The organism is Listeria fleischmannii subsp. fleischmannii LU2006-1, assembly GCF_000344175.1.
GTDB classification, from domain to species: Bacteria; Bacillota; Bacilli; order Lactobacillales; family Listeriaceae; genus Listeria; species Listeria fleischmannii.
Window position 1 is genome coordinate 17,978 of record NZ_ALWW01000010.1, and the last position, 24,981, is coordinate 42,958.

Below are 24,981 nucleotides of genomic sequence, written 5' to 3' on the forward strand. Positions count from 1 at the left end.
TTCCATTGAAAAGAAATACCTTTACTTTTGCTGAAAAAAACGGTCTTTCGCTTGAAGCGGAACTGATTATAGGGACCGTCCCCATTCTCAAACCGTCATTTATTTCCACGGCGGCGGTCTTTTATACGGGAAAAAAGACGATTTAGATCCAGCCTATATACAACAATTTTTAGATGCAGACTACAACCTGCTACTTGTCGACTATCGTTTAGCTCCTGAAACAAAGCTGCCGGAAATCTATGAAGATGTCGAGGATGCTATTTTATGGTTTTATCAAGTAGCCGAAAACACACTTGGACTACCAAATCGCCATTTCGCCTTATTCGGTCGTTCCTCCGGGGCTTTTTTATCCCTTCTTGCTGCGGCTGATCCAACATTACCAAAACCATTTGCTGTTTTATCTTTTTATGGTTATTATAGTGCATCCGCGCCCTTCTTATTAGAAGAAAACGCCTATTTTAATACCTTTCCCCAAATTAGTGATACGCTTAAAGATGCCATGATACATAAAACGCCTCTTGTTTTTGGCCCAGTTGATTCACGTTATCCACTGTATGTTTATGCTAGGCAAAAAGGCGCTTTTCAGGAGCTTGTTTTTGGAAAAAAGGTAGATCATGCGACAAAAGCACCCTTCGATTTAATCCCGGAACGTGATTTTCACTTTTTACCGCCCTTATTCCTTGCACATAGCCTCTCTGACCAAGATGTCCCGGTGACTGAATCTATGACCTTAGAAAAAGGAACTTTGGGCAGCGAACTTCACTGCGTCAACGGTTTGCCTCATGATTTTGACACTCAAACTGTGGAAGCAGAAGGCAAACTTGCCTACGAAAAAGCAATTTCGTTTTTAAATAAAAAGCGCCTCGATTGATAGTTTATTGTAGACGATTATGTACGTGTACAGGCTTGGACTAGAAAAAAAGAACTGACATATTTACATCAGTTCTTTCGAATTTATTATTTTGTGCTGAAATAAAATTTTTCATATTTTATTAGTGGATTAGCATCATTCTTATCAACTGTACCTTGAATATAACCTTCAGCAGTTCCATCATTATACAAAGTTGCTGATAATTCATTTGGAATCACAACTGCTTCTCCTGAATATAGTGCTCCAGATTCTGAGACATATTCAAATTCCATCATGCCATCAATCATAAATTTGTTCTCAGGTGAAGCAATATCATAGGCTCTAACTTTAACCTTATTTAAAATATATTCTTTGCCCTCAGGCGCTGGATCATTAAACTGATTCTCTGACTGTATCATTTGCGCAGCTTTTTCACCTCTTATTGTCTCAACTACAGTGATATCTATACTTGCATCAAAGTTATCATAAGTGTCAGAATCCATCATAGTACCTGTTAATGATAAAGTTGAGTTAAGAGGCATTGGAGTAGCTCTAGTCCCTTCTTCAGAAGTTGTTTCTTCATTAGAATCTGTTGTTTCCTCATCTAAAGAAATTTCATCATTAATATCAACACTTTCGTCACTACTTACATCGTTGCTTGTGTCAGAAGTATTAGATTTAGAAGTAGAATCATCAATTGCTTCAACCCCTTCGTTTATAATTCCAACAACAAAAACTATTGAGAATATTAAGCCACAAGCAACTGAAGCGATTGTAGTAAATATGCCTGCCTTTCTTGTTTTCTTTATAACAATTAGCACAATCCCCGTTATCAATCCTAAAAATCCCAAAATAAGCATTAAAACTGAAAATCCTATCATTTTTGTTCTCTCCCTGTTTGTAATTTTATACTATCGCATGAGCGTTAATACCTATTGATGAATTATATTCTGATATTTATCCACACAAGCAGAAATCTACTTACTTTGATTCCACCTGCTACTGATTTTCCATATCTATATCTAATAATCTAGATGCTGTTCTAGTTTTGGAACCATTCAAAACAACATACCTCTAAAACCTCGCACTATTTTTTGAAGTTTCGTAATCGCAGTACTTGTTCCTAGCAGAACTTCTATTCTGAAGGTTCATTTTCTATCTTAATAATATCTCTTACATATTAAAAAAACAAGTTTTTACCGGTTATTTCGGTTGTAATCTGTAAAAATGTACACCCCACTTAGTAGACAAATAAAACAACAGATTGGGCGGAAATAGAGACCAGAGAAACTTGGCGAGAAAAGTAAGCCAAGAATGATGCCGAACACCCACAAAATTAAAGCGAGGAAAAGAAGAAAATCATTTTCTTTTGCTAATATAATGAGGACTCCGGCAATTAACATGACAATAGATAAAATGAGTCCTGCCAGTCTTGAAAGATTTTCTGGCATACTGATAAGGTTTACAGAAGTTAAATGGTTGGAATCAAACCACGATAAAAAACCTACGATAGAAGCTTGAATAGATAAAATTCCAGTAAAAATACGCATTCCACTCACCAGCCTAAACTTTTGCATAAGATAGATAACATCACTTATCTATCATTTTTGGATAATCAACATATTTTATAGTTTATCAGACTGATGTTTATTCACCTGAATCATTTGGATTTTCTTCAATCTGCTCATACTCGCTTTCAGGTTGTTCGCCGTAAAGACCAGATACACGTTTAAACCAGATAAAGACGTGTGTCACGATTACTTTTAGTACAGCATAACCAGGTACGGCAAAAATAACGCCTAGCACTCCGAATAATTTTCCGGCAACGAGGATAACGAATAAAATGGTAATCGGATGAACTTTTAATGTTTTTCCCATTACTTGCGGTGAAATAAATTTACCTTCTAATAATTGGACGACTACCCAGACTACGATTAATTTAAGTAGTAACCACGGAGAAGTTACAATGGCAATAATAATCGCTGGTGTAATCGCAATAGCTGGCCCAAGGTATGGGACTATGCTTGTACAAGCAGCTACAATCGCCAGCGTAAGTGCGTATGGTAGGCCGATAATAAGATAGCCGATAAATAGCAAGATACCAATACATAAACTTACGATGATTTGGCCCCTGATGTAAGAACTAATTTGATGATTTGCTTCAGAGAATACTTGACGCGTATGTGCTCGTCCGTTTACTGGAAGCATTTTTAAAATAAAATCCGGAAGCTTCTTCCCATCTTTTAACAAATAAAAGAGAACTAGAGGCGTTGTCACGATGGCTAAAACGACTTCCGTCACGGTGCCGACAATATTTCCGATACTGTCGATGGCACTATTCACAACAGATGTGCCTTTTTCGGAGACAGTCTTCATAATATCGCTCATATTTCCAGAAATCCGCTCTTTAATTTGGTCAAAAAGGGAGGATTGGCTAAATTCATTAAATTTATCGGTAATTTGATTCCAATAAGACGGAAATGTTTTTACCAAACTAACGATTTGATCTCGAACGGCTGGGATTACAAAGCTAAAAATGAGGACAATAATGCCGATAATGACAATATAGAGAAGTCCTATTGACCAGCCTCTATGCCAACCTTTTTTCTCTAAAAAATCGATAATGGGGTTAAAAAGATAGTAGGATATGCCCGCTAAAATAATTGGCGCCGCTACTGTCTCGATAATCACCATAAGTGGATGGAAAATAAACGATATTTTGGTTAATACATAAATATCAAGTGCGACAAGTAAGAAAATAAGTAAGCCTAGCACAAATTTATTTTCAATAAAAAACTGTTTAAATTTAGATAATCTTCCTTTCATCTTTTCACCTACTTTTTTCTATTATACTCAAGAAACTTCTAAAAATGGCTTTTTCTTTTCAAAATCAGTCTTAAGAAGGATTTTTTATCCCATCACTAAACCTTCAGGATCGAGCTCTAAAAGCGCATGGGCAAAAAAGAAATGATAGTCTTCTTGAAACTTTTCAAATAAATGGGCGCCTTCTTTTTGATACATAACAAGAGGATTTTGTTGCCCATAAGCACGTAAATGAATGCCTTCTCGCAGTTGCACCATTTCGTCTAAATGGACGACCCACATTTGATCCATTAAGTTTAAATATACCTCTTTCTCAATCAAATTAATCGTATCAGCTGGAAACTTTTGTCTTTGTGCACGATGCCACTCGACAATTTTTTCGCCAATTTCACGCGTATCCATTAACGTCACTTGGTCAAAAGAATACGGGAATTTAGTTCCTCCAAGTAGTTCTTTTTGCCGTTCATAAAGTTCTTCTTGCTCAAAATCATCTTTCGCCTCACGAAACGTTCGTTCAGCAACTTCAAACAAGATTTTTTCAGAAGAAATGCCTAGCTTATCATGATTTAAGAGTCTGTCGCGTTCCTTATAGACCATTTTCCGCTGTAAATCAATGACTTCATCGTAGGAAAGCAGATCTTTTCGCAAATCATAATTTGCGCCCTCAATGCGTTTTTGAGCATCTACGATAAAACCGTTAATTTTAGATGAGTTCACTGGTTTTCCGTCATTTGGATGGCGTCGTTTTAGTTTTAGGCGGTATTTTTCCCATTTTTTGCTTTCAAATTGTTCCAGCAAATCATCTTCAATCGATACCATAAATTTACTAAAACCGGGGTCCCCTCGTCTACCAGAACGCCCCATAAGCTGTAAATCAATACGCCTACTCTCGTGCCTTTCTGTCCCAATAACAGCAAGTCCTCCTAATTTGTGGACACTTGGACTCAGTTTAATATCCGTCCCTCTTCCCGCCATATTAGTCGCGAGTGTCACCATACCAGGTTCGCCCGCTCGCGCAATAATTTCCGCTTCTTGCGCATGGTTTTTGGCATTTAAAACTTGATGCGGAATTCCCGCTTTTGTAAGTAATTCGCTAATCCATTCATTACTTTTAATAGATGATGTACCGATAAGAGTCGGTTGGCCCTTTTCATAGCGCCACGATACCTCATATACAATCGCACGACCTTTTTCTTTTTTGGAATAAAACACATCGTCTGGCATATCTTCGCGGTTAACGCGCAAATTAGTTGGGATGACTACTACATCAAGTCCATAAATCTGCCTGAATTCCTCTTCTTCCGTCTTGGCGGTGCCGGTCATTCCTGCTATTTTTTTATACATCCGAAAATAATTTTGAATGGTAATGGTCGCAAGAGTACGAGATTCTTCGTTTACTGTTACACCTTCTTTTGCTTCAATCGCCTGATGTAAGCCGTCGTTAAAGCGTCTCCCTGGTAGCGCGCGCCCTGTATGAGGATCCACGATGAGGACTTCGCCGTCTAAAACGACATAATCTTTATCTTTATGCATTAAATGGTGCGCCCGTAAAAGTAGCATTGTGATACGTAAAAGCGGCTGATTTTCTGATGAGTATAAAGAATCCACAAGCCAAAATGCTTCAGCCTTTTCAATTCCAGCATCATTAAGCCATACAAGCCGTTTGTGTTCATCAATTTCGTAGTCATCTTTTAACATTTTCTTCATGAGTTGATTGGCTTCTGTGTATATGAATAAATCCTCTTCTTTATGGTCCGAAATGAGAAGCGGTGTACGTGCTTCATCAATCAGAATTGAATCTGCTTCATCAATTAAAACAAAGTCTAAGCCTGTTTGAACTTTATCCGCAAGCGTACGCACCATATTATCGCGCAAGTAGTCAAAGCCAAATTCAGATGCCGTGCCGTAAATGACATCCGCCGTATAAATCGCTTTTTTTTGTTCCTTCTCGAGGCCGGAAACGTTAAGCGCAACTGAAACCCCTAGATACTCTAAAACCTGCCCAATTTCCTCACGGTCCCGTCTCGCTAAATATTCATTGGCCGTGATGAGATGGACACGTCCAGAACGTAAAACTTCTATGTACATCACAAAAAGTGAAACGAGGGTTTTTCCTTCCCCCGTTTTCATTTCAGCAATTTTCCCATCACCTAAAACGAGCGCTCCAATTAACTGCACAATTACGGCTTCTAGGCCAATAATTCGTTTTGCTGCCTCTCTTACAAGGGCAAATATATTCACTTTATCTCGTAAAGTCATTTCTTGTGTTTTAAATTTCTCACGCCAAATTCGTGTTTGTTCTTGTAACTCTTCTTGGTCCATATTGATATAAAGACCTTCTTTTCGAACAATTTGCCGAGCAATTTCACGATATTCGCGTATAATCTTACGGTCATCAAAGTTTTGTTTCATTTTATTCCCTCCGTAATTGTATTATACAACATTCGCAAGTTAAATTAGAGTATTTTAATGTTTGCTTTTTAAAAATAAAAAGTAAATCTGTTGGTATTTCTATGATTGTGCACTATTTGTGAAAAAAACAACATTTTTATTTTCCATTCACAAAAAAGAATATTACAATTTGATTAAATTTTTCTATTTACTTTTTACAATAGGTTTCCTTTTACGAAACTTCCCTCATTCTTTATCCACCCCCAATTTCAAATTGAACTCCATTCCCAATCAACTGTCAGAAGACCGAGGAATATACGTTCGCATCATGACTTATTACAAATTTGTTACAACAGGCTGGTATAGTCCGCTGTTCTCTTTTTTGCCTATTTCCCTATGTTTGTTTTTTCGCTTCAAAGTGGGTAAAATGGGTATTAATCGGTATACATACAAGTCAAAACTGATTTTTTTTGAAAAGAGAGGAGTTTTACAAATATGAAAAAAGCGACTATCGCTACTGCTACTGCAGGGATTGCCGTCACAGCATTTGCAGCTCCAACGATTGCCTCTGCCAGCAGTGTTGTTGTAGAGTCTGGTGATACATTATGGGGGATTGCGGAAGCAAATGATACTACGGTTGATTCTTTAAAAGAGTTAAACAACCTTGATTCGGATAAAATTTTCCCTGGTCAAAAACTTGTTGTGAGTGAAGTGAAAGAAGAAAAATCGGAAAAATCTGTTTCAGCAACTTGGTTAAATGTTCGTAAGGGACCAAGTGTTGATAACCAAATTCTTACCTCTTTAAAAGGTGGCACAAAAGTGACTGTGACATCTACTGAGGAAAACGGTTGGAACAAAATTACTTATGCAGATGGAAAAACAGGCTATGTGAATGGTAAATTTTTAGGCGAAGTGAAAGCTTCTACTCCTGCTAAAAAAGTGGAAAAAGAAGCCACTCCTGCTCCAGCTAAAGAAGTGAAAGAAGCGGCTCCTGTCACTCAAGATGCAGATGTTTCTTCTTATACGGTTAAAAGTGGGGATACACTGTGGGCACTTTCCGTTAAATTTGGTACTTCTGTCCAAAATATTATGTCTTGGAATAATTTATCTTCTTCTTCTATTTATGTCGGACAGAATCTTGCTGTAAAAGAAAGTGCTACAAAAACAGTCGCTCCTGAACAAGCGGCTCCTGCAGAAAATAACCAAGTGAAGTCAAATGATACTAGTGAAGCACCTCAGTCTTCTGTAACTGTTAAAGAAGATACCAAAGTGACTGAAGTGAAAAAAGAGAGTGCAAAAACACCAAATGTAACAGAAAATAAAGCACCAGAAGTAGATGTAAATGCTTCTAGTTACACTGTCCAAAGTGGCGATTCACTAAGCAAAATTGCAAGCCTTTTTGGTACGAGTGTATCTCAAATCAAAGCGTTAAATAATCTTTCAAGCGATGCTATCACGGTGGGTGATGTGTTAAAAGTGAAAGGAACAGCGGCTCCTGCTAAAGTGGAAACGCCAAAAGCGGAAACACCAAAACAAGAAACGCCAGCTCCAGCTCCTAAACCAGCACCGACTCCTGCTCCTTCTAATGAAAAAGAAGAAACAAATGCTGCTCCTGCGATTAATACGAACGCATCTAGCTACACTGTGCAAAGTGGCGATTCGTTAAGCAAAATTGCGAGCCTTTTTGGCACAAGTGTTTCTAAAATTAAGGCTTTAAACGGGCTTTCTAGTGATAGTTTACAAGTAGGACAAGTTCTAAAAGTAAAAGGAACTGTACCTTCTACAAACGTTACTACACCAAGTAACACCAATAATTCATCAAGTTCCACGACACAAAATACAGTAAATAAACCAAGTCAAAATACAAATACACAAAATACATCTAACAATAACTCCAACCAATCAAATTCTAGCTACAGTGCTTTAATTGCCGAAGCTCAAAAACACTTAGGTAAAAGCTATAGCTGGGGTGGAAATGGTCCATCTACATTTGATTGCTCTGGTTATACAAAATATGTCTTTGCTCAAATTGGCGTGAATTTATCTCGTACTTCTGGTTCGCAGTATAGTCAAGCTACGAAAATTTCAGCTTCACAAGCGAAACCAGGCGATTTAGTTTTCTTCGATTATGGTAGTGGTATTGCGCACGTTGGTATTTATGTTGGCGGTGGTCAAATGATCAACGCACAAGACAATGGTGTAAAATACGATAATATTTATGGAGCTGGCTGGGGTAAATACCTTGTTGGATTTGGCCGTGTAGCGAACTTCTAAATTAGAAGCAAAATCAAAAAAGCTTCCTACAATGTGGGAAGCTTTTTTTATGGAGTGATAGAATTTGAAAGAATTAAATTTGCAGGTAGAACAGAAATATGTAAAAAAATATCAGGCGGGCTTTCCTCAGCTTGTGCGGGACATGATTGTCAATTGGCCAAAACAAATTGCGGAAGGACAACTGATTCGCCTCACTTCGCCGAATCAAACGTTTCTTGGGAAAGCGTATTACGGAAAACAAAATAAGGGTGATGGTTGGGTTTTTAGCCGCAAAGAACATGAAACGCTGTCAGAGGAGTTTTTTCGGCGACTTTTAGAGGAAGCGGTACAAAATCGGCAAGCCCTTTTTAGCGATGAAGCCACAACGGCTTTTCGGCTTTTTAACGGAGAAGGTGACGGGCTTGGTGGTTTGACGATTGATTTTTATGATGGCTTTTTACTGCTACAGTGGTATAGCGCGGGCATTTACGCCTATCAAAAAATGTTTGTGCGCGCCATGTTCGATTTACCATTTGTGAAAGGGATTTACGAGAAAAAACGCTTTTTACGGGAGGAAAACACACACGATTTTGTGGGTGGAACGGAGCCTGATTTCCCGTTACTTGTGAAAGAAAACGGCATGAATTACGCTACCTATTTAAATGACGGCTGGATGACTGGAATTTTTCTTGACCAGCGTCTTGTTAGGCAAAAAATTATGGAAGAATATGCACTTGGAAAGTCCGTTTTAAATACATTCTCCTATACAGGTGCCTTTTCTGTCGCTGCACTTTACGGCGGAGCCCTACATACGACAAGTGTGGATGTAGCTAAACGAAGTGTCGCTAAAACGAGTGAACAATTTGCAATCAACGGATTTAACCCTGAGGACCAGTCGATATTGGTGTGGGATGTTTTTGAATATATGAAATTTGCCAAGCGAAAAGAGATGGTGTTTGATTTAGTCATTGCCGATCCGCCTAGTTTTGCACGTACAAAGAAAATAACATTTAGTGTAGCCAAGGATTACGGAACGCTCATGAGCCAATTAATTGATATTACGGCGCCACATGGAACGATTATTGCTTCGACTAACTATGCCAATTTTTCTCTTAAAAAGTTTAAAGAAATTATAGCGGACGCATTTCAAAGTAGCAAACGTACTTTTAAAATTCGTGAAACCTATCAATTACCTAGTGATTTCAAGGTGCACCCTGCTTTTCCAGAAGGAAATTATTTAAAAGTTCTTATTTTGGAACTGGATGTATAAAAAATAGACATAAGGGAAAAAGTCCCTTATGTCTATTTCAACTTGTAGAAAAACTCAAAATTCATGTAAAACAAAACGATTCTCACCAAAGTCAGACTGCTCTCAAATGGTGAGACTTCAGGCAGAGCCTTTGTAAATGAAGATTGCCATTTTCTTTGCAGTCTGGTCTATTTTTTTTGCACACGAGATTGAACGAGTTTATCTAGCCAAATTTCAAGCTCATCTTCTTCTGCTTCTTTTAAGTTATGGGCTGTAAAGAAACTGTGGAACTCTACATTCGTTGAAAGTGTTTTTAAAAAGCGTGTTAAACGTTCAGCTTCTTCAATGGGTACGACAATATCTTCTGTTCCGTGTCCCACAAAAAACGGTTTGTTTTGTAATAATAAATTTTTCGGCAAATTTTCGGTATACGATAAAAAGCGTGAACTTAAAAGCGCGGCTCCGCTTATTTCCCCGCCGTAACGAAGCATTAAATCTAATGTGACAATGGCGCCCTGATCAAAGCCAATCAAAAAGGTATTAGCTGTTTGAATCGTATCATATTTCTTATTTATATCTGCAATAAATTGGAGCACTTGTTTTGAAACCTCATGGATTTCTTTTGCATCCGGCTCGCCTTCTGTAGCCATATGATAAAAGCCATAGCTTGGGCCATATTCCACTTTTCCACGAAGGGCAACAACCACATAACGGTCCATCATAATTTCTAAAATACCTGGTACATCCAGTTCATCCCCACCAAAACCATGAAGCGCATAAATGACAGGAAATGTTTCACCTTCTTTTCTTCCAATCGGCTCATAAATATCATACGTAAACATACATATCCCCCTATAAACAGTTAAATATAATTCCCTTTACCCCAAAATCCCAAGATTCATACATAAAAGGACTAGAATTTCTTAGTAAACTAGGTTAGGATAAAGTACAGTGCTTATTTTTTATAAAAGGAGGGATTTCTTTGGAGGCAAATCGCGATTTTATGCTCGAAACTTGCCTAATGGCTGGCAAAATTATGATGGAAAGCGGCGCAGAAATTTATCGTGTGGAAGATACGATGAACCGAATTGCGGATGCGGCCAGTCAAAAGAAAGGAATTAGTTTTGCCACGCCAACAGGTATTTTTATGTCGGTAGAAGGCGAACATCATCTTAAATTGCAACCTATTCCAACACGAACAATCAATTTGGAAAAAGTTTCCTTAGTTAATGACCTTTCCCGCGAATTTGCGGCTCATCATATTTCTCTTGAAGAATTAAATCGTAGTTTAAAAAAATTAGATCGCGATACGCGTTTTTTCCCACTGTGGTTACAAATTTTAGCAGCTGGTATTGTAAGTGGCGCGCTGATGATTATCTTTGGCGGATCTTGGATTGATTTCATTAGTACATGTATCATTGGTGCAATTGGCTTTATTATTTTTTATTACACAACTGAATGGTTGAAGGTAAAGTTTTTAGCGGAATTTTTCGCCTCATTTATTGTCGGTATTCTAGCTGTTTTTGTGGTTCATGTTCATCTTGGCGTTAATTTAGACAAAATTATTATTGGTGGGGTTATGCCGCTTGTGCCGGGAGTTCCGATTACGAATGCGGTGCGGGATTTGCTGGCTGGACATTTGCTTAGTGGTATGGCGCGCGGTATGGAGGCGCTACTTACATCTGGCGCCATCGGAATTGGGATTGCGGTTGTTTTCCGCTTTTTCACGTAAGGAGGGACTTTCATGATTTTTACAATTCTCGTTCAATTTATTTTTAGTTATCTCGCGACGGTTACCTTTGCGATTATCACGAATGTCCCTAAAAAAGCGCTCAATGCGTGCGGTCTTACGGGGGCTTTTGGATGGATGTTTTTCTATGGTTTAAAAGAGCTAGGTAGTGGGACGGTGATGGCCACAATTGCGGGCGCGTTTGTTGTTGCTGTGGCGAGTCATTTTTTTGCTAAATATAAGCATATGCCGATTACAATTTTTAACGTGCCGGGCATTGTGCCTCTAGTACCAGGTAGTCTTGCCTTTCAAGCCGTTAGAAATTTTGTTTTAGGGCAATACACAGAGGCAATTGGCTTTTCCGTACAAGTGGCCATGGTCGCCGGTGCTATTGCTGCTGGACTTATGCTGTCAGAAGTGTTTAACCACAGTATCAGGCGGTTTAGGGAGCATAAAGAGGAATTTTAATCCTATTAAAAAAAGCTCGTGCATCTAAAATTAGATACACGAGCTTTTTTTATCATAGCATTCATTTAAAAGCTATCTATATACCCATCCAGAATAATAATTGGTTACACTTTTAGCGTAGCAAAGTGGTAGACTTTGATTATATACGGTTCCTCTATAGGTATAACCATTTGCTTTATACGTAACGTATAAAGAACTATACTGAATTTGAGAAGTGTAGGGGATTTTCACATACAACTTCGTAGCTGTTGCTGCTTCTACTTTATTATCTTGAAGACCAATAACCTCCCCAGAACCTCCAAGAACAAGACCAAATGCGATAAGTGCAACTAAACATTTTACAATAATTTTTTTCATCTCTTAATCCTCCTTTTTATTTGAATGCAATACAAATTATAACACGAAAACGCTTTCTTACATGTATATAAAATGTGAATTTTTTTATTATATTATGCAATATAATTCGAATTTTAATAGTTTAATTTAAAAAAAGAGGCCTTAGCCTCTCCTATCATAAATTATAAATTTCCACTTAACAAGTCAATCATTGCCTGGTTTCCTTTTTCTTTCGCATAGTCTAATGCAGTTTTTCCGCTATTGTCTCGCAAATTTTTATCTGCACCGCCGCTTAAAAGTTCTGTAACGATTTGTTGATATAACTTCGAGCCGTCTGTTAGGGCTACGGCTTCGATGAGTGCAGTGTAACCGAAATTATTTTGATGATTGATGTCGGTTGAAGGATGATTTAAAAGGAGTTTAACGTTTTCCAAGTGACCTTTTTCTGCTGCTGGAATTAATGCGTTACCTCCAAATCGGTTGACCTTTTTCACATCAGGCGTTTTATTTTCTAACATATAGCGTAAAATGGCTGTTTTCCCTTGGGCACCTGCGTATAAAAACGGACTGTCTGAAATTTCGTCTTGGATATTTATATTTGCGCCGTTTTTCATTAAATAGATGGCGATTTCAGTATTATTTTTATGGTTGGCGATTAAAAGTGGGGTTTCCCCTTGCTCGTTTTGTTCATCTATCTCAACGTTATCCTGATTTTCGACGATATTTTTAACAGCTGAAAAGTCCCCATCGCTTGCGGCTTTTAGAAGTGTTCCACTTACAAATATTTTGTTATTTTTTTCCATCTTCCCATCTCCTTCATTTTTATTTTCTGACTGGTTACTCGAATTAGATTGACACGCGGCAAGAAAAAAGACGCCTAAAATGCCTATTACAAAAAATACTTTTTTCATGTCGATCCCTACTTTCTACTCATTAAATCGGTAGCCAGATCCCCATATTGTTTCCACATAAGTTGGATTTTTAGAATCCAGTTCAATTTTTTCACGAATGCGTTTCATGTGAACTACAACGGTTGAGGTATCACCAAACGCATCCAAGCCCCATATTTTTTCAAAGAGTTCTTCTTTATTAAACACTTGGTTTTTATTTTGCATCAAAAATTTTAGTAATTCGAATTCTTTGGTTGTTAACGTGATTTCTTCTCCGGAAACAAAGACTTTATGCGATTTTGCGTCGAGTGCGATGTCGCGTATTACGATTTGATGATGGTTTTCCTTGTGATTTGTGAGCCTCTCAAAGCGCGCTAAGTGTGATTTCACACGCGCAACTAATTCGCCAGGGCTAAATGGTTTTGTGATGTAGTCGTCCGCGCCCAAACCGAGTGCACGAATTTTATCAATATCTTCTTTTTTTGCAGAAACCATTAAAATCGGCGTATCAATTTGTTCGCGCAACCTTTTACACACATCAAAGCCCGTTAAATGAGGGAGCATCACATCTAAAATAATCAGCTGGTAATCACCCTTTAACCCCTCTCTAAGTCCCGATTCGCCGTCATAACAAGTGGTCACTTCAAATTCATTGATTTCAAGATAATCGCGTTCTAATTCTGCAATATTTTGATCGTCTTCCACTAATAAAATCCGTTTCACTTTTCAATTCCCCCTTTTGGAAGCGTGAAGAACATCGTTGTTCCTATTCCTTCTGTACTTTCTGCCCAAATTTCCCCGCCGTGTTCAGCAATAATTTGTTTTGTAATGGCAAGTCCCAGCCCGCTTCCGCCCGTCATTTGGTTACGGGATCTTTCAATGCGGTAAAAACGATCAAAAATCTTACTCACTTCCGCTTTAGGCATACCAACACCATTATCTTGGACGGAAAGGAGGACTTCCTCATCCCCGTTACGCAAGCTTATGCGAATTTCCTTGTACGTTTTGTCCATATAGCGCGTGCTGTTTTGAACGAGATTATCAAGCACACGGCGAAGCTGAATCCGGTCCACGCGCAAAAAAACCTGTTCATCCTTAAGATCACTTATCAATACGATATCTTTTTGAGCCAGTTCAATGGTGTATTCATCAATAAAATGCGTCAAAAAATCATAAATCGGAACAGACTCAAATTGAAAGGGTAATTTATGCATATCGAGCTTTGAAAAAATAAATAATTCATCAATTAAATGGTTGACGTGTTTAGCTTGGTTATGAATAATACCTAAATATTGATTTTGTTTGGCCGCTGTTTTGGCGACCCCATCTTGAAGCCCTTCCACATAGCCGATAATGGATGTAATAGGCGTTTTTAAATCATGCGAAATACTTGTCATCAACTCTTTTCGATTTTCCTCATATTTGGCCTTTTCCTGATTGGCTTCATTTAAAGCTTCGCGTAAGGATTCAAATTCATTTGCAAGGTCATCCACTTCACCTTTTGCATGGCTTGAAATCATTAGTGGTTCGTTTAAATCCCCGCTTTTCATAACAGAAACTTTCGCATTTAATTCCCGCAGTGGCTGAATGACAGCACGATTTAATGAGCGATTAAATAAAATGAGCAAGAGAATGGCTAGTAGTAAAATGGCGCTAATTAGTAAGATGCCCCATTTTTGCATGAATTCGGAAAAGCTGTTTTCTTGATTTAAAATCATGACGCTTCCTTTTTCTTGATCCGGAAAATAAAAATCAAATTTTAAATAGCGAAATAAATTGCCTTTGTTATCAATCGTTCCTTGGGTATAGATGTTGTTTGTATCGAATTCAGGGGCATGAACAAGTAGCGACTTCACAACTAAACCGTCTGAATGATATAAAATGGAATTTCCTCGTCGAATAACAATTTTAACTCCTTTTTTCTCATAAGCTGCTATTTGCTCTTTTGTCTCTGTTGTTAATAGTTTTGAAGGGTCTGTTTTGGCTGTATTACGAAGGTTAATAAGCGCTTCTTGCTCCTCGAAAGTGATTGCCTTTTGCTCGGTTGCTGTTTTATAAAGGGTGGCTGGAAGTGGCGCCTCGCCGGTTATCGCATAAAAAACAATCGCAAATATCGCCATAAGCGACACAATAATGACCAGCAAGCTTCCTAAAAAGGAAATTAAAAATCGTGAACGTATTCGCATTTTTCTCCCTACTTTGCAAAAAAGAACCATATTTTCATAGGCTCTTTCTGATTTTCTACTTTTATTTTACATGGTAAAAATGAATTTTTTATAAACTCTTTCTGAAGAAAAACTAAATTAAAGGACTTCAAATAGTTGAACTGAAACTTCTTCGTGTTTGTTATCCTCGGAAAACCAAATGGCATTCCATTCAGGCAGGCTACGTTCAAAGGCGGTGCGTGTTTCATAATCTTCTTTGGTTGCATAATAAATATCTAAAACGATGTAAACATCTTCACCCTCTGTTCGTTTAAACATCTCTTATTTTTTCGTTTGATACTTCAGAATGAAATTTTGGATTGCTTCCTGATTCCGCAAATTTAGCCATAAGTTCGGGCAAATCTTGTTTTTTTGTTTTATATGTAAAAACTACTTTAATCATCTATTTTCCCCCCCTACTTGCCTTTATGCTTTTACACTACCATAAAATGACAAAGGGAAACAGAATAATGATTCTGTTTCCCTTAGACTGCTGACAAACGGCAATCTTCGTTGTTAGCGCCTCCGTTCCGGTGCGCTTCGCATAACTTCTCACATGGTCAGGCCAACTACGCCTTCCCTGTTTTCAGTCATCACGTACTCGAGTACGCTCCGCTCCGGTACAGAGGCTCTGCCTAGAATCTCACCATTTGTCAGCAGTCTGATTTTGGTGAGAAGCGTTTTGTTTTACGTAAACTTTGAGTTTTTCTACAAGCTGAGGGAAACAAAATAATGATTCTGTTTCCCTCTATCTTATCTACGCGAAATGTTTACGGTTGTAAATACAAATTTGTCATAGCGATGTCTTGAAACGGAGTACTCAAATGCCACGCCGTTGTTTAAATAAACGGTTTGTTCGACTTCCATGACGGGGTCGTTTTGTTGGCATTTTAAATAGTCATGGTCGAGTTTGTTCGATTTATCTGCTCGAATTTGCTTATAGGAGCTGGCTATTTTTTGGTTTAATTCTTCTTGAATGTAGCTGTAAATCGAACCTTCGAGTATTTGTTTGGTTAGTCCGGGCACAATTTGGACAGGCATAAATGTGTGTTCGATGACATATGGCTCGGAGGCGACACTTCTCACGCGTAAGATTTCATAAACCGGCGTTTCTTTTTCAACATGAAGTTTTTCGGCGATTTTCTCATCTGGAAAAATCACTTCAAAGCGGAGGATGACGGTGTCTACTTTTTCTCCGTTAACGAGTTTTGTAAAGCCGTTCACTTCTTGACTTTGAATGTGCAGACGCTCGGCATCGAGTGCGGATTTGATAATGAATGTTCCGTGCCCGCGCTTTCTATAGAGCAATCCTTCAAGTACCAGTACTTCAAGTGCTTTTTTCATTGTCATTCGGCTACAACCAAATTCTTTTGCGAGTGACATTTCATCTGGAATGGGTTTATCTAATGGATAGTCTTGATTTTTAATGCGTTTTCTAATTTCTTCAGCGATAAAACTGTATTTAGTTTGGTTTCCCGCCATTTCTGACACCTCATCTTGAGTCTTTTTCTTTCTGTATTTTACCACAAAACGAAATTAAGCTTCAAATCCATTTTCTGATGCGAGTGTTTTATACCATTTCCCGGATGCTTTTACGGTCCGTTTATAGTTATCGTCTAAGTTTACTTCAACAAGTCCGTAACGATTTTTATAAGCGTTGGCCCAGCTCCAGCAGTCCATAAACGTCCACAGATGATAACCTTGACAGTTAGAACCTTCTGAAATGGCTTTGTGTAGCCACTGTAGATGAGATTTTATGAAATCAATGCGGTATGTGTCCTCGATATAACCTTCGTGATTACGGTAATGGTCTTCTCCTTCTACGCCCATCCCGTTTTCCGAAATAAAGAAAGGCATATTGTTGTAATTATCGCGAATATTAATGGCAATATCATAAATGGCTTTTTCGTAAATTTCCCACCCACGGTACGGATTCATTTTGCGGTAAGGCATTTCGTAGTTATCAAACAGATGCTCTGGGACAAAAGGTGCGTCAGGGTGTGGCATATACTCTTTGGCTTTTACTCTTCGCGGTTGATAATAATTGACACCTAAAATATCGATAATATTTTCCTTAATAGTAACAAGATCTTCTTCTGTATACTCAGGTAAGAAATTTTTCTCACGCAGTAGTTCGACAAGATCTTTTGGAAATTCTCCGAGTGTGACTGGATCTAGGAAGCTACGATTGAAAATTAAGTCTGCCAAGTGAGCAGCGCGCAAGTCCGCTTCATTTTGACTGCGCGGATAAGACGGCGTCAAGTTTAAAATAATGCCGATTTTCCCGTCTTGCTTTAATCCGTGATAAGCTTTAACCGCTTTTGCATGGGCAAGTGTTGTACCAAAAGCTACTTGTACGGCGCGTTTAAAGTCGACAACGTTTGGATAGTGCATATCGTATAGATAGCCTGCTTCAACCGGAACAATCGGTTCGTTAAAAGTAAACCAGTGCTTCACTCGGTCGCCAAACAGCTTAAAACAAGTTTCGGCAAAAGTAGCATATGCATCAATCACTTCACGCGATTCAAAACCGCCTTTTTCTTGCATCGACATAGGCATATCAAAATGGTATAAGTTCATAAATGGCGTAACACCTTGTGCAATCATTTCATCAATGACACGATTATAAAAATCTACCGCTTTCGGATTCACTTCCCCAATCCCGTCTGGAATAAGCCTCGACCACTGAATCGAAGTACGAAACGAATTATGTCCGGTTTCTTTCATAAGTGCAATATCTTCTTTATATTGGTAATAAAAATTGGACGTATTAGCCGGTCCTACCCCATTAAAAAAGCGGCCTGGTTCTTTCGTGTACCAATAATCCCAGATACTTGGCTTACGACCATCTACGTCTGCCGCACCTTCTGTTTGCGGTCCGGACGCCGCACTACCCCACCAAAAATTTTCAGGAAATGTATACTTCATTTTGAAATCCTCCAGTTCATTTTTTTCTTTTATTATACATGATTTTTTTAAAAGTATAAACTAATTTATTTAAAAGTTTATATAAAAAACACCGCCTGATTTAGACGATGCTTTTTACATAATGATTTCCTACTTTAAATGTATACTTCGTTTTGAAATCTTCCAGCTTATTTTATCTTTTATTAAACATGCGTTCTCTAAAAGAATAAACGCATTGATTTAACAACCTTTAGCTCATTCCCTTAAATCAATTTAACACAGTAATTTTTTCAATATCATTTGCTTCAATTTGTCCTGGTGAAGTTTCTTTGATACTATAATCTGCCCATAACTTTATCTCAACCTTTGACCCCACTTCAATATCCTCTGGGGCTATTTTTTCATCTTTTTTATTATAGTATTTTTCTGACGTCAAAAGCTCAACTTGTTCGCCTGTTTTAGCATTTCCTTTCACGCGGAAGTCGGTTACAAGTAACCCACCACCTCTTAGATTCCCTGTCACACCAAATGCTGTTACGGTTTCCTTAGTCATCACATTCTCTTCTTCTCTTTCATTCATACATGCAACCAGAAAAACGAAGCAGATGATAATTAGCAATAAAAGCGGCTTTTTCATTATTTCACTCCATCTATAAATGATTTTAGTGCAGGGTTATCCTAACACCTGAGTTAGCAGTTGAACCAAGAGTATGTACCCCAATAACATGCCCGCAGTTGTATCAATTCCCCTACACGATGCAGATATTTTAAGCCTCAATCTCTTCTTCATATAAGTGATTATATCATGAAGCTTTGTCACAAAACCGCTCCCCCTTAAAAAGCTAGATTCTTTTCGCAAATCACCCAAAATTGGAGTATTTCTGTTTTTTAGCATCTTTTAATGCCACGCAATTTATTTTGGTCTAAAAGTTGAGAATTTTACATTCTTTTAGTTTATCAAAATTTACATTTACAAAACCCCTTTTTTCCTCTAAAATGAAAAGATATCGTATATGTCCGAAAATAGGGTTCGGATGTTTCTACCGGGTTACCGTAAATGACCCGACTACGAGCGGAATAAATACATAGGGAGTTTTCCCGTATTTTTTTAGCTCACCCTTTTTCGAATGAAGATAAAAACAGGGAGGCTTTTTTTAATGGACAAATTTTTTAAACTTCGCGAGAATAAAACAAACGTACGAACAGAAATTTTAGCTGGGCTTACTACATTTTTATCAATGGCTTATGTTTTATTTGTAAACCCAACGATGCTTCACACAACAGGGATGGATTTAAAATCTGTTTTTGTGGCAACCGTGCTCGCTTCTGTTGTCGGATCTCTTCTTATGGGGCTCATTGCCAATTATCCTATTGGACTTGCACCTGGAATGGGACTTAACGCCTTTTTTGCCTTTACCGTTTGCGCACAGTGGGGAATCCCTTGGCAAACAGCACTTTCAGGCGTACTCGTATCAGGACTCGTTTTTATTTGTTTAACTATTTCAGGGATTCGCGAAAAAGTCATTAATGCGATTCCTGCTGAATTAAAATATGCAGTTGGCGCCGGAATTGGTTTTTTTATTGCTTTTCTTGGGTTAAAAAATGCGGGCATTATTGTAGCGAATGAGTCGACGATTGTCGCTCTTGGCAATCTCCACTCCGCACCCGTTTTGCTGGCCGTCTTTGGTATTGTTATAACGGTTATTTATATGACAATCAATTTGAAGGGCGCTATCTTTTTTGGGATGGCGACTACCGCCATTGTTGGGATGCTAATCGGTCAAATCGAGGTGCCACATCAAATTGTTTCCGCAGTACCAAGCGTAGCACCAACATTCGGGCAGGCGATTATCCATCTTGGTGACATTTTTACTCCCCAAATGTTGATTGTCATTTTAACGTTCTTCTTCATTGATTTCTTTGATACAGCGGGAACGCTCGTTGCGGTGGCGAATCAAGCTGGTTTTGTAAAGGACAATAAAGTGCCTCGTGCGGGACGCTCCCTTTTTTCTGACTCTGCTGCAACGGTTGTCGGGGCGATTTTCGGGACTTCCACGACAACGAGTTATGTGGAATCGACTGCTGGTGTTGCGGTTGGTGGCCGAACAGGGTTAACTGCCGTTGTGGTTGCGATTTGTTTTTCGCTCTCGCTCTTCTTCTCACCGCTTCTTGGTGTGATTACAAGTGCCGTTACGACGCCAGCGCTTGTTATTGTAGGGATTTTAATGATTGGCAATGTCGCACATATTGACTGGTCAAAATTCGAAGTGGCAGTTCCAGCATTTTTCGTTATTTTAATGATGATTTTAACGTTTTCCATTGCAACCGGGATTGCGATTGGCTTTATTTTCTACCCTATCACGATGGTTCTAAAAGGCCGCTACAAGGAAGTTCATCCGATTATGTATGTGATGATGGCCCTTTTCATCCTTTATTTTATATTTGTTGTTTAGAAAATAATACGAGTAGACTTTGAGATTTTTTCAAAGTCTATTTATTTGTTTAAAATTAGTTTTTCGTTTGTCGACAACTTAAAAATGAGGAGCTGACACACTACCGTATACGCTAGTAAAACACCCGCACCAGTAATAATATTTATTGAACTATTTCCAAGTTTGGCGCCAATATTTCCATTCGCCAAATTGACAACATCGAAATACACAAACGGATTAAACATCATGAAAATGCCTGCATCTGATTCCATTTTACCTAGTAAAAATCCAGAACTAAAAATAAGCAGGAATATAATAATAACACTCAAAATATTATTTCTACACGCTAAACTTAGTATAGTCTGTAATGAAACTAGAAATAGCACGATAAATGCGGCCATTATAATTGCAGAAGCTAAAATTTCGCCTTCTGTGCCAATATAAAAATCAGTGCCTTTTTGAATAATAGCGGGTATTTGGAAAGTTTTGAAGCCATTTTTAATGCTTGGAATCAAGTAAGCGACAGAAAGCGTTATGAGCAGGAAGATGCCACCAGAAGCCAAGGCTACAAGTTCTTTAGTAAGAAAAACATGTTTCTTTTTAATCGGCAAGCTCCAAAAAAAGCGTAATTTTCCAGAATCAATATCGGATCCTATAATGGTCAGGGAAGCGAGTAAAAAGATAATCAGGAAGATAAATGGAAAGAGGAATTGGAGCGTTCCTAGCGTAAAGCCCGGTCCGTTCAAACGAAATTCTGTTTCGTTGTATTCAAAATTTCCTTGGTCGTATTTTTCTTTTAAAGCGATTTGCATTTCAATTTGTTTTTCGGTCAGTTCTGTATGTGTGTTGCCACTTCTAACATCTTGTAACAAATTTTTATCTTCTATAATTTGCAGTTTCAGCCTTTCGTTTGATTTGCCTTGTTTAATCGCTTTTAACTTCGCTTTTGCCACTTTTAAATCTCGCTCATATTCACGAAGAATTTGATTTTTTGCAATTGATTCGGCTGGATCTGCTTTCACGCCTTGAATCGCCATCTCAATACTTTGAATTTCCTCTTGTTCACTATTTATCTCGTTCTCTTTTTCAAAATTAAACTGCGACTGATAAAAAAACAAAAAAGTATCACAACTAGACTGACGACTAAAATAAGCAAAATGGGAAATAATTTTCGTTTTATTAATTTTTGCCATTCAAAGCGGTACATATTTCTCATTCGCTATCCGTTCCTTTCTGTTCATAAATTTCATGATATAAGTCTTTCGTTTTTTCATTTTGTAACAAGATATCCGCAACATCCACCTGTAAATCGTTTAAAATTCGTGTCAAATCTATCAATTTCCCCGACGAAATCTTGACTAAAAGTATATTTTCATCCCTTATACTGAACGAGTAAATAGAATTATGACTTTCTAACGTCTTCATCATTTGTTCTGTCAACCTAGTTTTCAATATGATTTGATAGTCCTCCAGATGCTGTTCGCCCACTTCCTCTGCTCGGATAATCATGCCCTGCTTTAAAAACAAAACGGTGTCCGCAATTTCATCAATGTCTGACAAAATATGCGAGGAAACAAAAATTTGCTTTCCACTGCGCTTTAACTCTTGGATAAAGCATTTAAAATCACCGCTTACAGATGGGTCTAGCCCATTAAATGGTTCGTCTAAAATTAAAATATCCCCATCAGAAACGAGCACCATCGCAAATAACAATTGTTGTTTCATTCCTAAAGAATACGTCTCTACTTTTTTATTTATAAAAGCCATTAAATGCAGTTTTTCAACAACTTCAGTTATTTTTTTCACATTCCCGTACATCCGTCCAACAAACAGAAGATGGTTCATTCCGGTTAAATACGTATACAATATGCTGTTATCCTGCATAAAATAAAGCGTTTTATTATCCCCCGCAACTAGAATTTCACCGCTATCAGCTTGAAGGACACCGCTCATAATTCGCATTAATGTTGTTTTCCCACTTCCATTTGGTCCAACTAAAGCAACCAACTTTCCTCGCTCCAGTGAAAAAGTGATATTGTTTAGTATATTGACATGTCTGATACTTTTTGCTATATGATTAATCTGCATGTTCACTAACTCCTTCTACATATAAAGCAGGAACCTGATAAAGTTACCAGATTCCAAGCGATTTATTAATATTTTTTCCATGTTCTTGTGTAAGCAGTGCAACTTCCTGATTGGTACGCATAAAGTCATTTTGTTTTTGTTGTATAGCTTGCACCATTTTGGTAATAGATTGTTCGATAGTTTTTATTTCTTTTAAAATTTGTCACTCCAAAAAGTGTCCGATAAAATCCCTTTTCATAGTAGTACAAGACACTCGACGATTGGAGAGCCTCTGCTTTTTGCCCTTCGAACATAAACACAAAGCTAAATCCTAGCATCAAACTTAGAAATACCTTTAGACCTTTGCTTTTCTTTTTTCTGTCATGTTATTGTAGCTTCTTGCATGTAATAATCCTACCTTAGCATAGAAATATTTCACTTGTAAAGGAATAATCTGAAATATGTTTTTTATCAATTATTCCTTATTTTTTAATGAATAATCTTACATAACGGCCTCTTTTAAGTTGCTTTTTCTTGATTATTTGCCTATTCTTAAAAAAAGGAGTGCTGCAAATGAAAAATTCAGAATTAATTCACTTACGAACTGGTGCACAGCGGATTTTAGCACCTTTTGAAAAACCAGATGAGGTGGTTGCTTATTTTGGGGCGATGCAAGCACAAAATCGGGATCAGATGCTCTACGCCATTGCAAGCCGGACAAAAAATCCAAGTCGAACGAAAATAGAACAGGCGCTTTCAGAAAATCAAATTATTCGTGCATGGGCTTTTCGCGGCACGATTCATGCGATGCGCCCAGTTGATTATTTTTTGTTAAAGCAAGTATACGGCGCGCGAACACAACAAATTTTTCGCGGATATTGGAAAAGATTAGGAATTCCAGAAAGCGATTTTGAGCGGAGTAATGCAGAACTTAAAAAGCAACTTGCAAGCGGACCAAAAACGCGCACAGAGCTAGCAAAAAGCATTGAAGGTATTGGCTTACCAAATTCTGGCATTCCACTCGCGCAACTGATTGCAAGAGCGAATTTAGATGATATTTTAGTGTTCCATGCAAATTCAAATACTTTTCAAAATACAGAATTTTTAAAGCCTTACCAAACAGATGCTACATTTGATGAGGCGCTTAAAGAACTCGGACGGATTTATTTTAAAAGTCGCGGTCCGGCGACCATTCAAGATTTCAATTGGTGGAGCGGCCTTCCGCAAACAACCATCAAAAAAATGATCGCAAATTTAAGCGGCGAACTCGTGCAAGATGGCGACTTTTATTTTTACCCCGATACGAAAAAAACGACAACCGACCATACCCTTTTGCTCGCCGGCTTTGATGAATGGCTCATTAGCTACCGCGACCGCTCTGTGCATTTGCCGGAAGAATTACAACATGAAGTCATCACAAAAAACGGTCTCTTTCGGCCGATTGTCGTTCAAAATGGCGTCGTGAAAGGCACTTGGAAAAAAGAAAAAAATAAAATCGTGCATACCTCAGACATCAAAATTGAGACAACGAACTACGACAAGTTTTCAGCAAAAACCGAGTAAGCACGTCCAACATCGGAAACAGCATGTGAATCTGATCCATAGACAAGCGGGATGCCTAGGCGTTTCGCTTGTTTTATGTACTTTTCAGGCGGGTAAGTTTCAAGACAATCGGGTTTATAAAGCCCAGCCGTATTATAATCAAGCGCATAACCGCCCCGTTGCACAAGTTCCAAAAGTGTCATCATCGTTTCTTCCGGTAGAGCCGTTTCGGTTTGAAAGGCGTGCCGAAATTTTTGACAAAGCGAAATATGCCCCAGTCGCTTCGGTTTAAACGGCCCAAGATCCGCCAAAATCGAAGCTTTAATTTGTTCCAAATAGGCCGTTTGAGCTTCCCGAAAGCCCCCATAAAATTCAACAATCCCCGTTTCGTAATCTGACGCACTAAAATCAACCGAGCGAATCCCATCTTTACCTTCCAAAAAATGCACACTCAAAATGCCATCATCTAATTGCGACCCGTATTCATTCAAAAAATCACGCGTAAATGCCTCAAACTGTGCTAAATAATCCACTTCAAACCCAATCTTAATTTGAATATCGCTCTTATACTTCTCCTTCAGTCGCGCCATCTCCTTCAAATAATACGGCAAATCACTCATCGCCATGCTCGCCGTTTCGTACGCCTCCCGATCCCCTGCTGCTTTTTGATTAAAGTTAGCGGGTAGTGGCATATGTTCGGTAATAGAATATGTATCAAAATCTAATTCGATTGCTCGAATAATGAAACGCTCTACCTCTTCCCTTGACCCGTGCGGACAAAATTCTGTATGCGTGTGTCCATCCCTTTTCATCGCTCTTCCCCCTCCTTATTTTTCATCA

General features: G+C 38.2%; 25 protein-coding genes, 1 pseudogene and 1 riboswitch. Of the genes and pseudogenes, 8 read left to right on the forward strand and 18 right to left on the reverse strand.

The features are described from left to right. Positions 1-5: 5 nt before the first annotated feature. Together LFLEISCH_RS15370 and LFLEISCH_RS16345 are read left to right on the forward strand one after the other, a co-directional pair. A complete protein-coding gene (locus tag LFLEISCH_RS15370) occupies positions 6-146 on the forward strand; it encodes a hypothetical protein (RefSeq protein WP_159099756.1) in 141 nt (46 codons plus the stop codon). Beyond that, on the forward strand, positions 98-871 hold the full coding sequence (locus LFLEISCH_RS16345; protein ID WP_077907954.1) for an alpha/beta hydrolase fold domain-containing protein: 774 nt from the start codon (positions 98-100) through the stop codon (positions 869-871). Before LFLEISCH_RS15370 ends, LFLEISCH_RS16345 begins: the two co-directional genes overlap by 49 nt. 86 nt (positions 872-957) lie before the next feature. On the opposite strand, the gene LFLEISCH_RS14600 is transcribed toward LFLEISCH_RS16345, so the two are convergent. From LFLEISCH_RS14600 to secA2, 4 genes are all read right to left on the reverse strand, one after another. Continuing rightward, positions 958-1,731: a tetraspanin family protein gene (locus LFLEISCH_RS14600; protein ID WP_007473517.1), complete on the reverse strand. Its 774-nt coding sequence runs from the start codon at positions 1,729-1,731 to the stop codon at positions 958-960. A 315-nt stretch (positions 1,732-2,046) separates the two neighbouring features. Beyond that, positions 2,047-2,400 carry a hypothetical protein gene (locus LFLEISCH_RS04625; protein WP_007473519.1) on the reverse strand — a complete coding sequence of 118 codons (354 nt, stop codon included), beginning with the start codon at positions 2,398-2,400 and terminating at the stop codon, positions 2,047-2,049. Between the two features lie 97 nt (positions 2,401-2,497). Continuing rightward, positions 2,498-3,676 (reverse strand): AI-2E family transporter, encoded by a 1,179-nt coding sequence (locus tag LFLEISCH_RS04630; RefSeq protein WP_007473521.1) that lies wholly within the window; start codon positions 3,674-3,676, stop codon positions 2,498-2,500. A gap of 84 nt (positions 3,677-3,760) precedes the next feature. Next, positions 3,761-6,085 (reverse strand): accessory Sec system translocase SecA2, encoded by a 2,325-nt coding sequence (gene secA2, locus LFLEISCH_RS04635; RefSeq protein WP_007473523.1) that lies wholly within the window; start codon positions 6,083-6,085, stop codon positions 3,761-3,763. 474 nt (positions 6,086-6,559) lie between these two features. Here secA2 and LFLEISCH_RS04640 point away from each other — a divergent pair, with 474 nt between their 5' ends. Together LFLEISCH_RS04640 and LFLEISCH_RS04645 are read left to right on the forward strand one after the other, a co-directional pair. Continuing rightward, positions 6,560-8,338, forward strand: a complete 1,779-nt coding sequence (locus tag LFLEISCH_RS04640) for a LysM peptidoglycan-binding domain-containing protein (protein WP_007473525.1) — start codon at positions 6,560-6,562, stop codon at positions 8,336-8,338. Between the two features lie 64 nt (positions 8,339-8,402). Then, positions 8,403-9,587, forward strand: coding sequence for a class I SAM-dependent rRNA methyltransferase (locus LFLEISCH_RS04645; protein WP_007473526.1), 1,185 nt, complete (start codon positions 8,403-8,405; stop codon positions 9,585-9,587). Between the two features lie 167 nt (positions 9,588-9,754). Here the strand turns inward: LFLEISCH_RS04645 and LFLEISCH_RS04650 are convergent, their stop codons facing one another. Further along, positions 9,755-10,408, reverse strand: a complete 654-nt coding sequence (locus LFLEISCH_RS04650; protein ID WP_007473527.1) for an alpha/beta hydrolase — start codon at positions 10,406-10,408, stop codon at positions 9,755-9,757. Positions 10,409-10,569: 161 nt separating this feature from the next. Between LFLEISCH_RS04650 and LFLEISCH_RS04655 the strand changes: the two genes are divergently transcribed. Beyond that, positions 10,570-11,298 carry a threonine/serine exporter family protein gene (locus LFLEISCH_RS04655; RefSeq protein WP_040504765.1) on the forward strand — a complete coding sequence of 243 codons (729 nt, stop codon included), beginning with the start codon at positions 10,570-10,572 and terminating at the stop codon, positions 11,296-11,298. Positions 11,299-11,310: 12 nt separating this feature from the next. After that, entirely contained in the window at positions 11,311-11,763 is a 453-nt protein-coding gene (locus LFLEISCH_RS04660; protein WP_007473531.1) for a threonine/serine exporter family protein, read from the forward strand. Between the two features lie 72 nt (positions 11,764-11,835). Here the strand turns inward: LFLEISCH_RS04660 and LFLEISCH_RS04665 are convergent, their stop codons facing one another. The 10 genes and pseudogenes from LFLEISCH_RS04665 to LFLEISCH_RS16350 form a co-directional block, all read right to left on the reverse strand. Further along, positions 11,836-12,120, reverse strand: a complete 285-nt coding sequence (locus LFLEISCH_RS04665) for a hypothetical protein (RefSeq protein WP_007473533.1) — start codon at positions 12,118-12,120, stop codon at positions 11,836-11,838. 161 nt (positions 12,121-12,281) lie between these two features. Next, positions 12,282-13,010: an ankyrin repeat domain-containing protein gene (locus LFLEISCH_RS04670; protein WP_007473535.1), complete on the reverse strand. Its 729-nt coding sequence runs from the start codon at positions 13,008-13,010 to the stop codon at positions 12,282-12,284. Positions 13,011-13,025: 15 nt separating this feature from the next. Beyond that, positions 13,026-13,712 (reverse strand): response regulator transcription factor, encoded by a 687-nt coding sequence (locus LFLEISCH_RS04675; protein ID WP_007473536.1) that lies wholly within the window; start codon positions 13,710-13,712, stop codon positions 13,026-13,028. Beyond that, the gene (locus tag LFLEISCH_RS04680; protein ID WP_007473538.1) at positions 13,709-15,175 is read right to left on the reverse strand and encodes a sensor histidine kinase; all 1,467 of its coding nucleotides are present in this window, start codon (positions 15,173-15,175) and stop codon (positions 13,709-13,711) included. Before LFLEISCH_RS04680 ends, LFLEISCH_RS04675 begins: the two co-directional genes overlap by 4 nt. 117 nt (positions 15,176-15,292) lie before the next feature. Further along, positions 15,293-15,472, reverse strand: a complete 180-nt coding sequence (locus LFLEISCH_RS15605; protein ID WP_206538442.1) for a hypothetical protein — start codon at positions 15,470-15,472, stop codon at positions 15,293-15,295. Further along, the gene (locus tag LFLEISCH_RS16175; protein WP_277619591.1) at positions 15,465-15,596 is read right to left on the reverse strand and encodes a hypothetical protein; all 132 of its coding nucleotides are present in this window, start codon (positions 15,594-15,596) and stop codon (positions 15,465-15,467) included. The genes LFLEISCH_RS15605 and LFLEISCH_RS16175 overlap by 8 nt, the downstream gene beginning before the upstream one ends. Before the next feature lie 350 nt (positions 15,597-15,946). Beyond that, positions 15,947-16,675: a GntR family transcriptional regulator gene (locus LFLEISCH_RS04690; RefSeq protein WP_007473540.1), complete on the reverse strand. Its 729-nt coding sequence runs from the start codon at positions 16,673-16,675 to the stop codon at positions 15,947-15,949. A gap of 54 nt (positions 16,676-16,729) precedes the next feature. Next, a complete protein-coding gene (locus LFLEISCH_RS04695) occupies positions 16,730-18,121 on the reverse strand; it encodes a glycoside hydrolase family 1 protein (RefSeq protein WP_007473542.1) in 1,392 nt (463 codons plus the stop codon). Between the two features lie 247 nt (positions 18,122-18,368). Next, on the reverse strand, positions 18,369-18,737 hold the full coding sequence (locus LFLEISCH_RS04700; protein ID WP_007473544.1) for a hypothetical protein: 369 nt from the start codon (positions 18,735-18,737) through the stop codon (positions 18,369-18,371). Then, a pseudogene (locus LFLEISCH_RS16350) lies at positions 18,737-18,837 on the reverse strand (peptidase); the annotation flags it as partial. The gene LFLEISCH_RS04700 and the pseudogene LFLEISCH_RS16350, both read right to left, overlap by 1 nt. Before the next feature lie 250 nt (positions 18,838-19,087). Next, a riboswitch (purine riboswitch) is annotated at positions 19,088-19,189 on the forward strand. A gap of 68 nt (positions 19,190-19,257) precedes the next feature. On the opposite strand from LFLEISCH_RS16350, the gene LFLEISCH_RS04705 reads away from it, so the two are divergent. Continuing rightward, on the forward strand, positions 19,258-20,553 hold the full coding sequence (locus LFLEISCH_RS04705) for an NCS2 family permease (RefSeq protein WP_007473545.1): 1,296 nt from the start codon (positions 19,258-19,260) through the stop codon (positions 20,551-20,553). 41 nt (positions 20,554-20,594) lie between these two features. Here LFLEISCH_RS04705 and LFLEISCH_RS04710 read toward each other — a convergent pair whose 3' ends face one another. Both LFLEISCH_RS04710 and LFLEISCH_RS14605 read right to left on the reverse strand, forming a co-directional pair. Further along, positions 20,595-21,725, reverse strand: coding sequence for an ABC transporter permease subunit (locus LFLEISCH_RS04710; RefSeq protein WP_007473547.1), 1,131 nt, complete (start codon positions 21,723-21,725; stop codon positions 20,595-20,597). Positions 21,726-21,744: 19 nt separating this feature from the next. Continuing rightward, positions 21,745-22,620 carry an ABC transporter ATP-binding protein gene (locus LFLEISCH_RS14605; RefSeq protein WP_077907953.1) on the reverse strand — a complete coding sequence of 292 codons (876 nt, stop codon included), beginning with the start codon at positions 22,618-22,620 and terminating at the stop codon, positions 21,745-21,747. A 552-nt stretch (positions 22,621-23,172) separates the two neighbouring features. Here LFLEISCH_RS14605 and LFLEISCH_RS04720 point away from each other — a divergent pair. Then, positions 23,173-24,162: a winged helix DNA-binding domain-containing protein gene (locus LFLEISCH_RS04720; protein WP_007473551.1), complete on the forward strand. Its 990-nt coding sequence runs from the start codon at positions 23,173-23,175 to the stop codon at positions 24,160-24,162. Here the strand turns inward: LFLEISCH_RS04720 and hisJ are convergent. Continuing rightward, a complete protein-coding gene (gene hisJ / locus LFLEISCH_RS04725; RefSeq protein WP_007473553.1) occupies positions 24,132-24,953 on the reverse strand; it encodes a histidinol-phosphatase HisJ in 822 nt (273 codons plus the stop codon). The genes LFLEISCH_RS04720 and hisJ overlap by 31 nt on opposite strands. Positions 24,954-24,981: the final 28 nt, after the last annotated feature.

Coding starts and splice junctions, on each gene's coding strand:
- LFLEISCH_RS16175 (WP_277619591.1), bottom strand. CDS start 15,596: ATGATTAAAGTAGTTTTTACATATAAAACAAAAAAACAAGATTTGCCC.
- LFLEISCH_RS04680 (WP_007473538.1), bottom strand. CDS start 15,175: ATGCGAATACGTTCACGATTTTTAATTTCCTTTTTAGGAAGCTTGCTG.
- LFLEISCH_RS04640 (WP_007473525.1), top strand. CDS start 6,560: ATGAAAAAAGCGACTATCGCTACTGCTACTGCAGGGATTGCCGTCACA.
- LFLEISCH_RS04700 (WP_007473544.1), bottom strand. CDS start 18,737: ATGAAAAAGCCGCTTTTATTGCTAATTATCATCTGCTTCGTTTTTCTG.
- LFLEISCH_RS04650 (WP_007473527.1), bottom strand. CDS start 10,408: ATGTTTACGTATGATATTTATGAGCCGATTGGAAGAAAAGAAGGTGAA.
- LFLEISCH_RS04670 (WP_007473535.1), bottom strand. CDS start 13,010: ATGAAAAAAGTATTTTTTGTAATAGGCATTTTAGGCGTCTTTTTTCTT.
- LFLEISCH_RS04660 (WP_007473531.1), top strand. CDS start 11,311: ATGATTTTTACAATTCTCGTTCAATTTATTTTTAGTTATCTCGCGACG.
- LFLEISCH_RS04625 (WP_007473519.1), bottom strand. CDS start 2,400: ATGCGTATTTTTACTGGAATTTTATCTATTCAAGCTTCTATCGTAGGT.
- LFLEISCH_RS14605 (WP_077907953.1), bottom strand. CDS start 22,620: ATGCAGATTAATCATATAGCAAAAAGTATCAGACATGTCAATATACTA.
- LFLEISCH_RS14600 (WP_007473517.1), bottom strand. CDS start 1,731: ATGATAGGATTTTCAGTTTTAATGCTTATTTTGGGATTTTTAGGATTG.
- secA2 (WP_007473523.1), bottom strand. CDS start 6,085: ATGAAACAAAACTTTGATGACCGTAAGATTATACGCGAATATCGTGAA.
- LFLEISCH_RS04655 (WP_040504765.1), top strand. CDS start 10,570: ATGCTCGAAACTTGCCTAATGGCTGGCAAAATTATGATGGAAAGCGGC.
- LFLEISCH_RS04710 (WP_007473547.1), bottom strand. CDS start 21,725: ATGGCAAAAATTAATAAAACGAAAATTATTTCCCATTTTGCTTATTTT.
- LFLEISCH_RS04630 (WP_007473521.1), bottom strand. CDS start 3,676: ATGAAAGGAAGATTATCTAAATTTAAACAGTTTTTTATTGAAAATAAA.
- LFLEISCH_RS04665 (WP_007473533.1), bottom strand. CDS start 12,120: ATGAAAAAAATTATTGTAAAATGTTTAGTTGCACTTATCGCATTTGGT.
- LFLEISCH_RS04705 (WP_007473545.1), top strand. CDS start 19,258: ATGGACAAATTTTTTAAACTTCGCGAGAATAAAACAAACGTACGAACA.
- LFLEISCH_RS04695 (WP_007473542.1), bottom strand. CDS start 18,121: ATGAAGTATACATTTCCTGAAAATTTTTGGTGGGGTAGTGCGGCGTCC.
- LFLEISCH_RS04720 (WP_007473551.1), top strand. CDS start 23,173: ATGAAAAATTCAGAATTAATTCACTTACGAACTGGTGCACAGCGGATT.
- hisJ (WP_007473553.1), bottom strand. CDS start 24,953: ATGAAAAGGGATGGACACACGCATACAGAATTTTGTCCGCACGGGTCA.
- LFLEISCH_RS15605 (WP_206538442.1), bottom strand. CDS start 15,472: ATGTTTAAACGAACAGAGGGTGAAGATGTTTACATCGTTTTAGATATT.
- LFLEISCH_RS04690 (WP_007473540.1), bottom strand. CDS start 16,675: ATGGCGGGAAACCAAACTAAATACAGTTTTATCGCTGAAGAAATTAGA.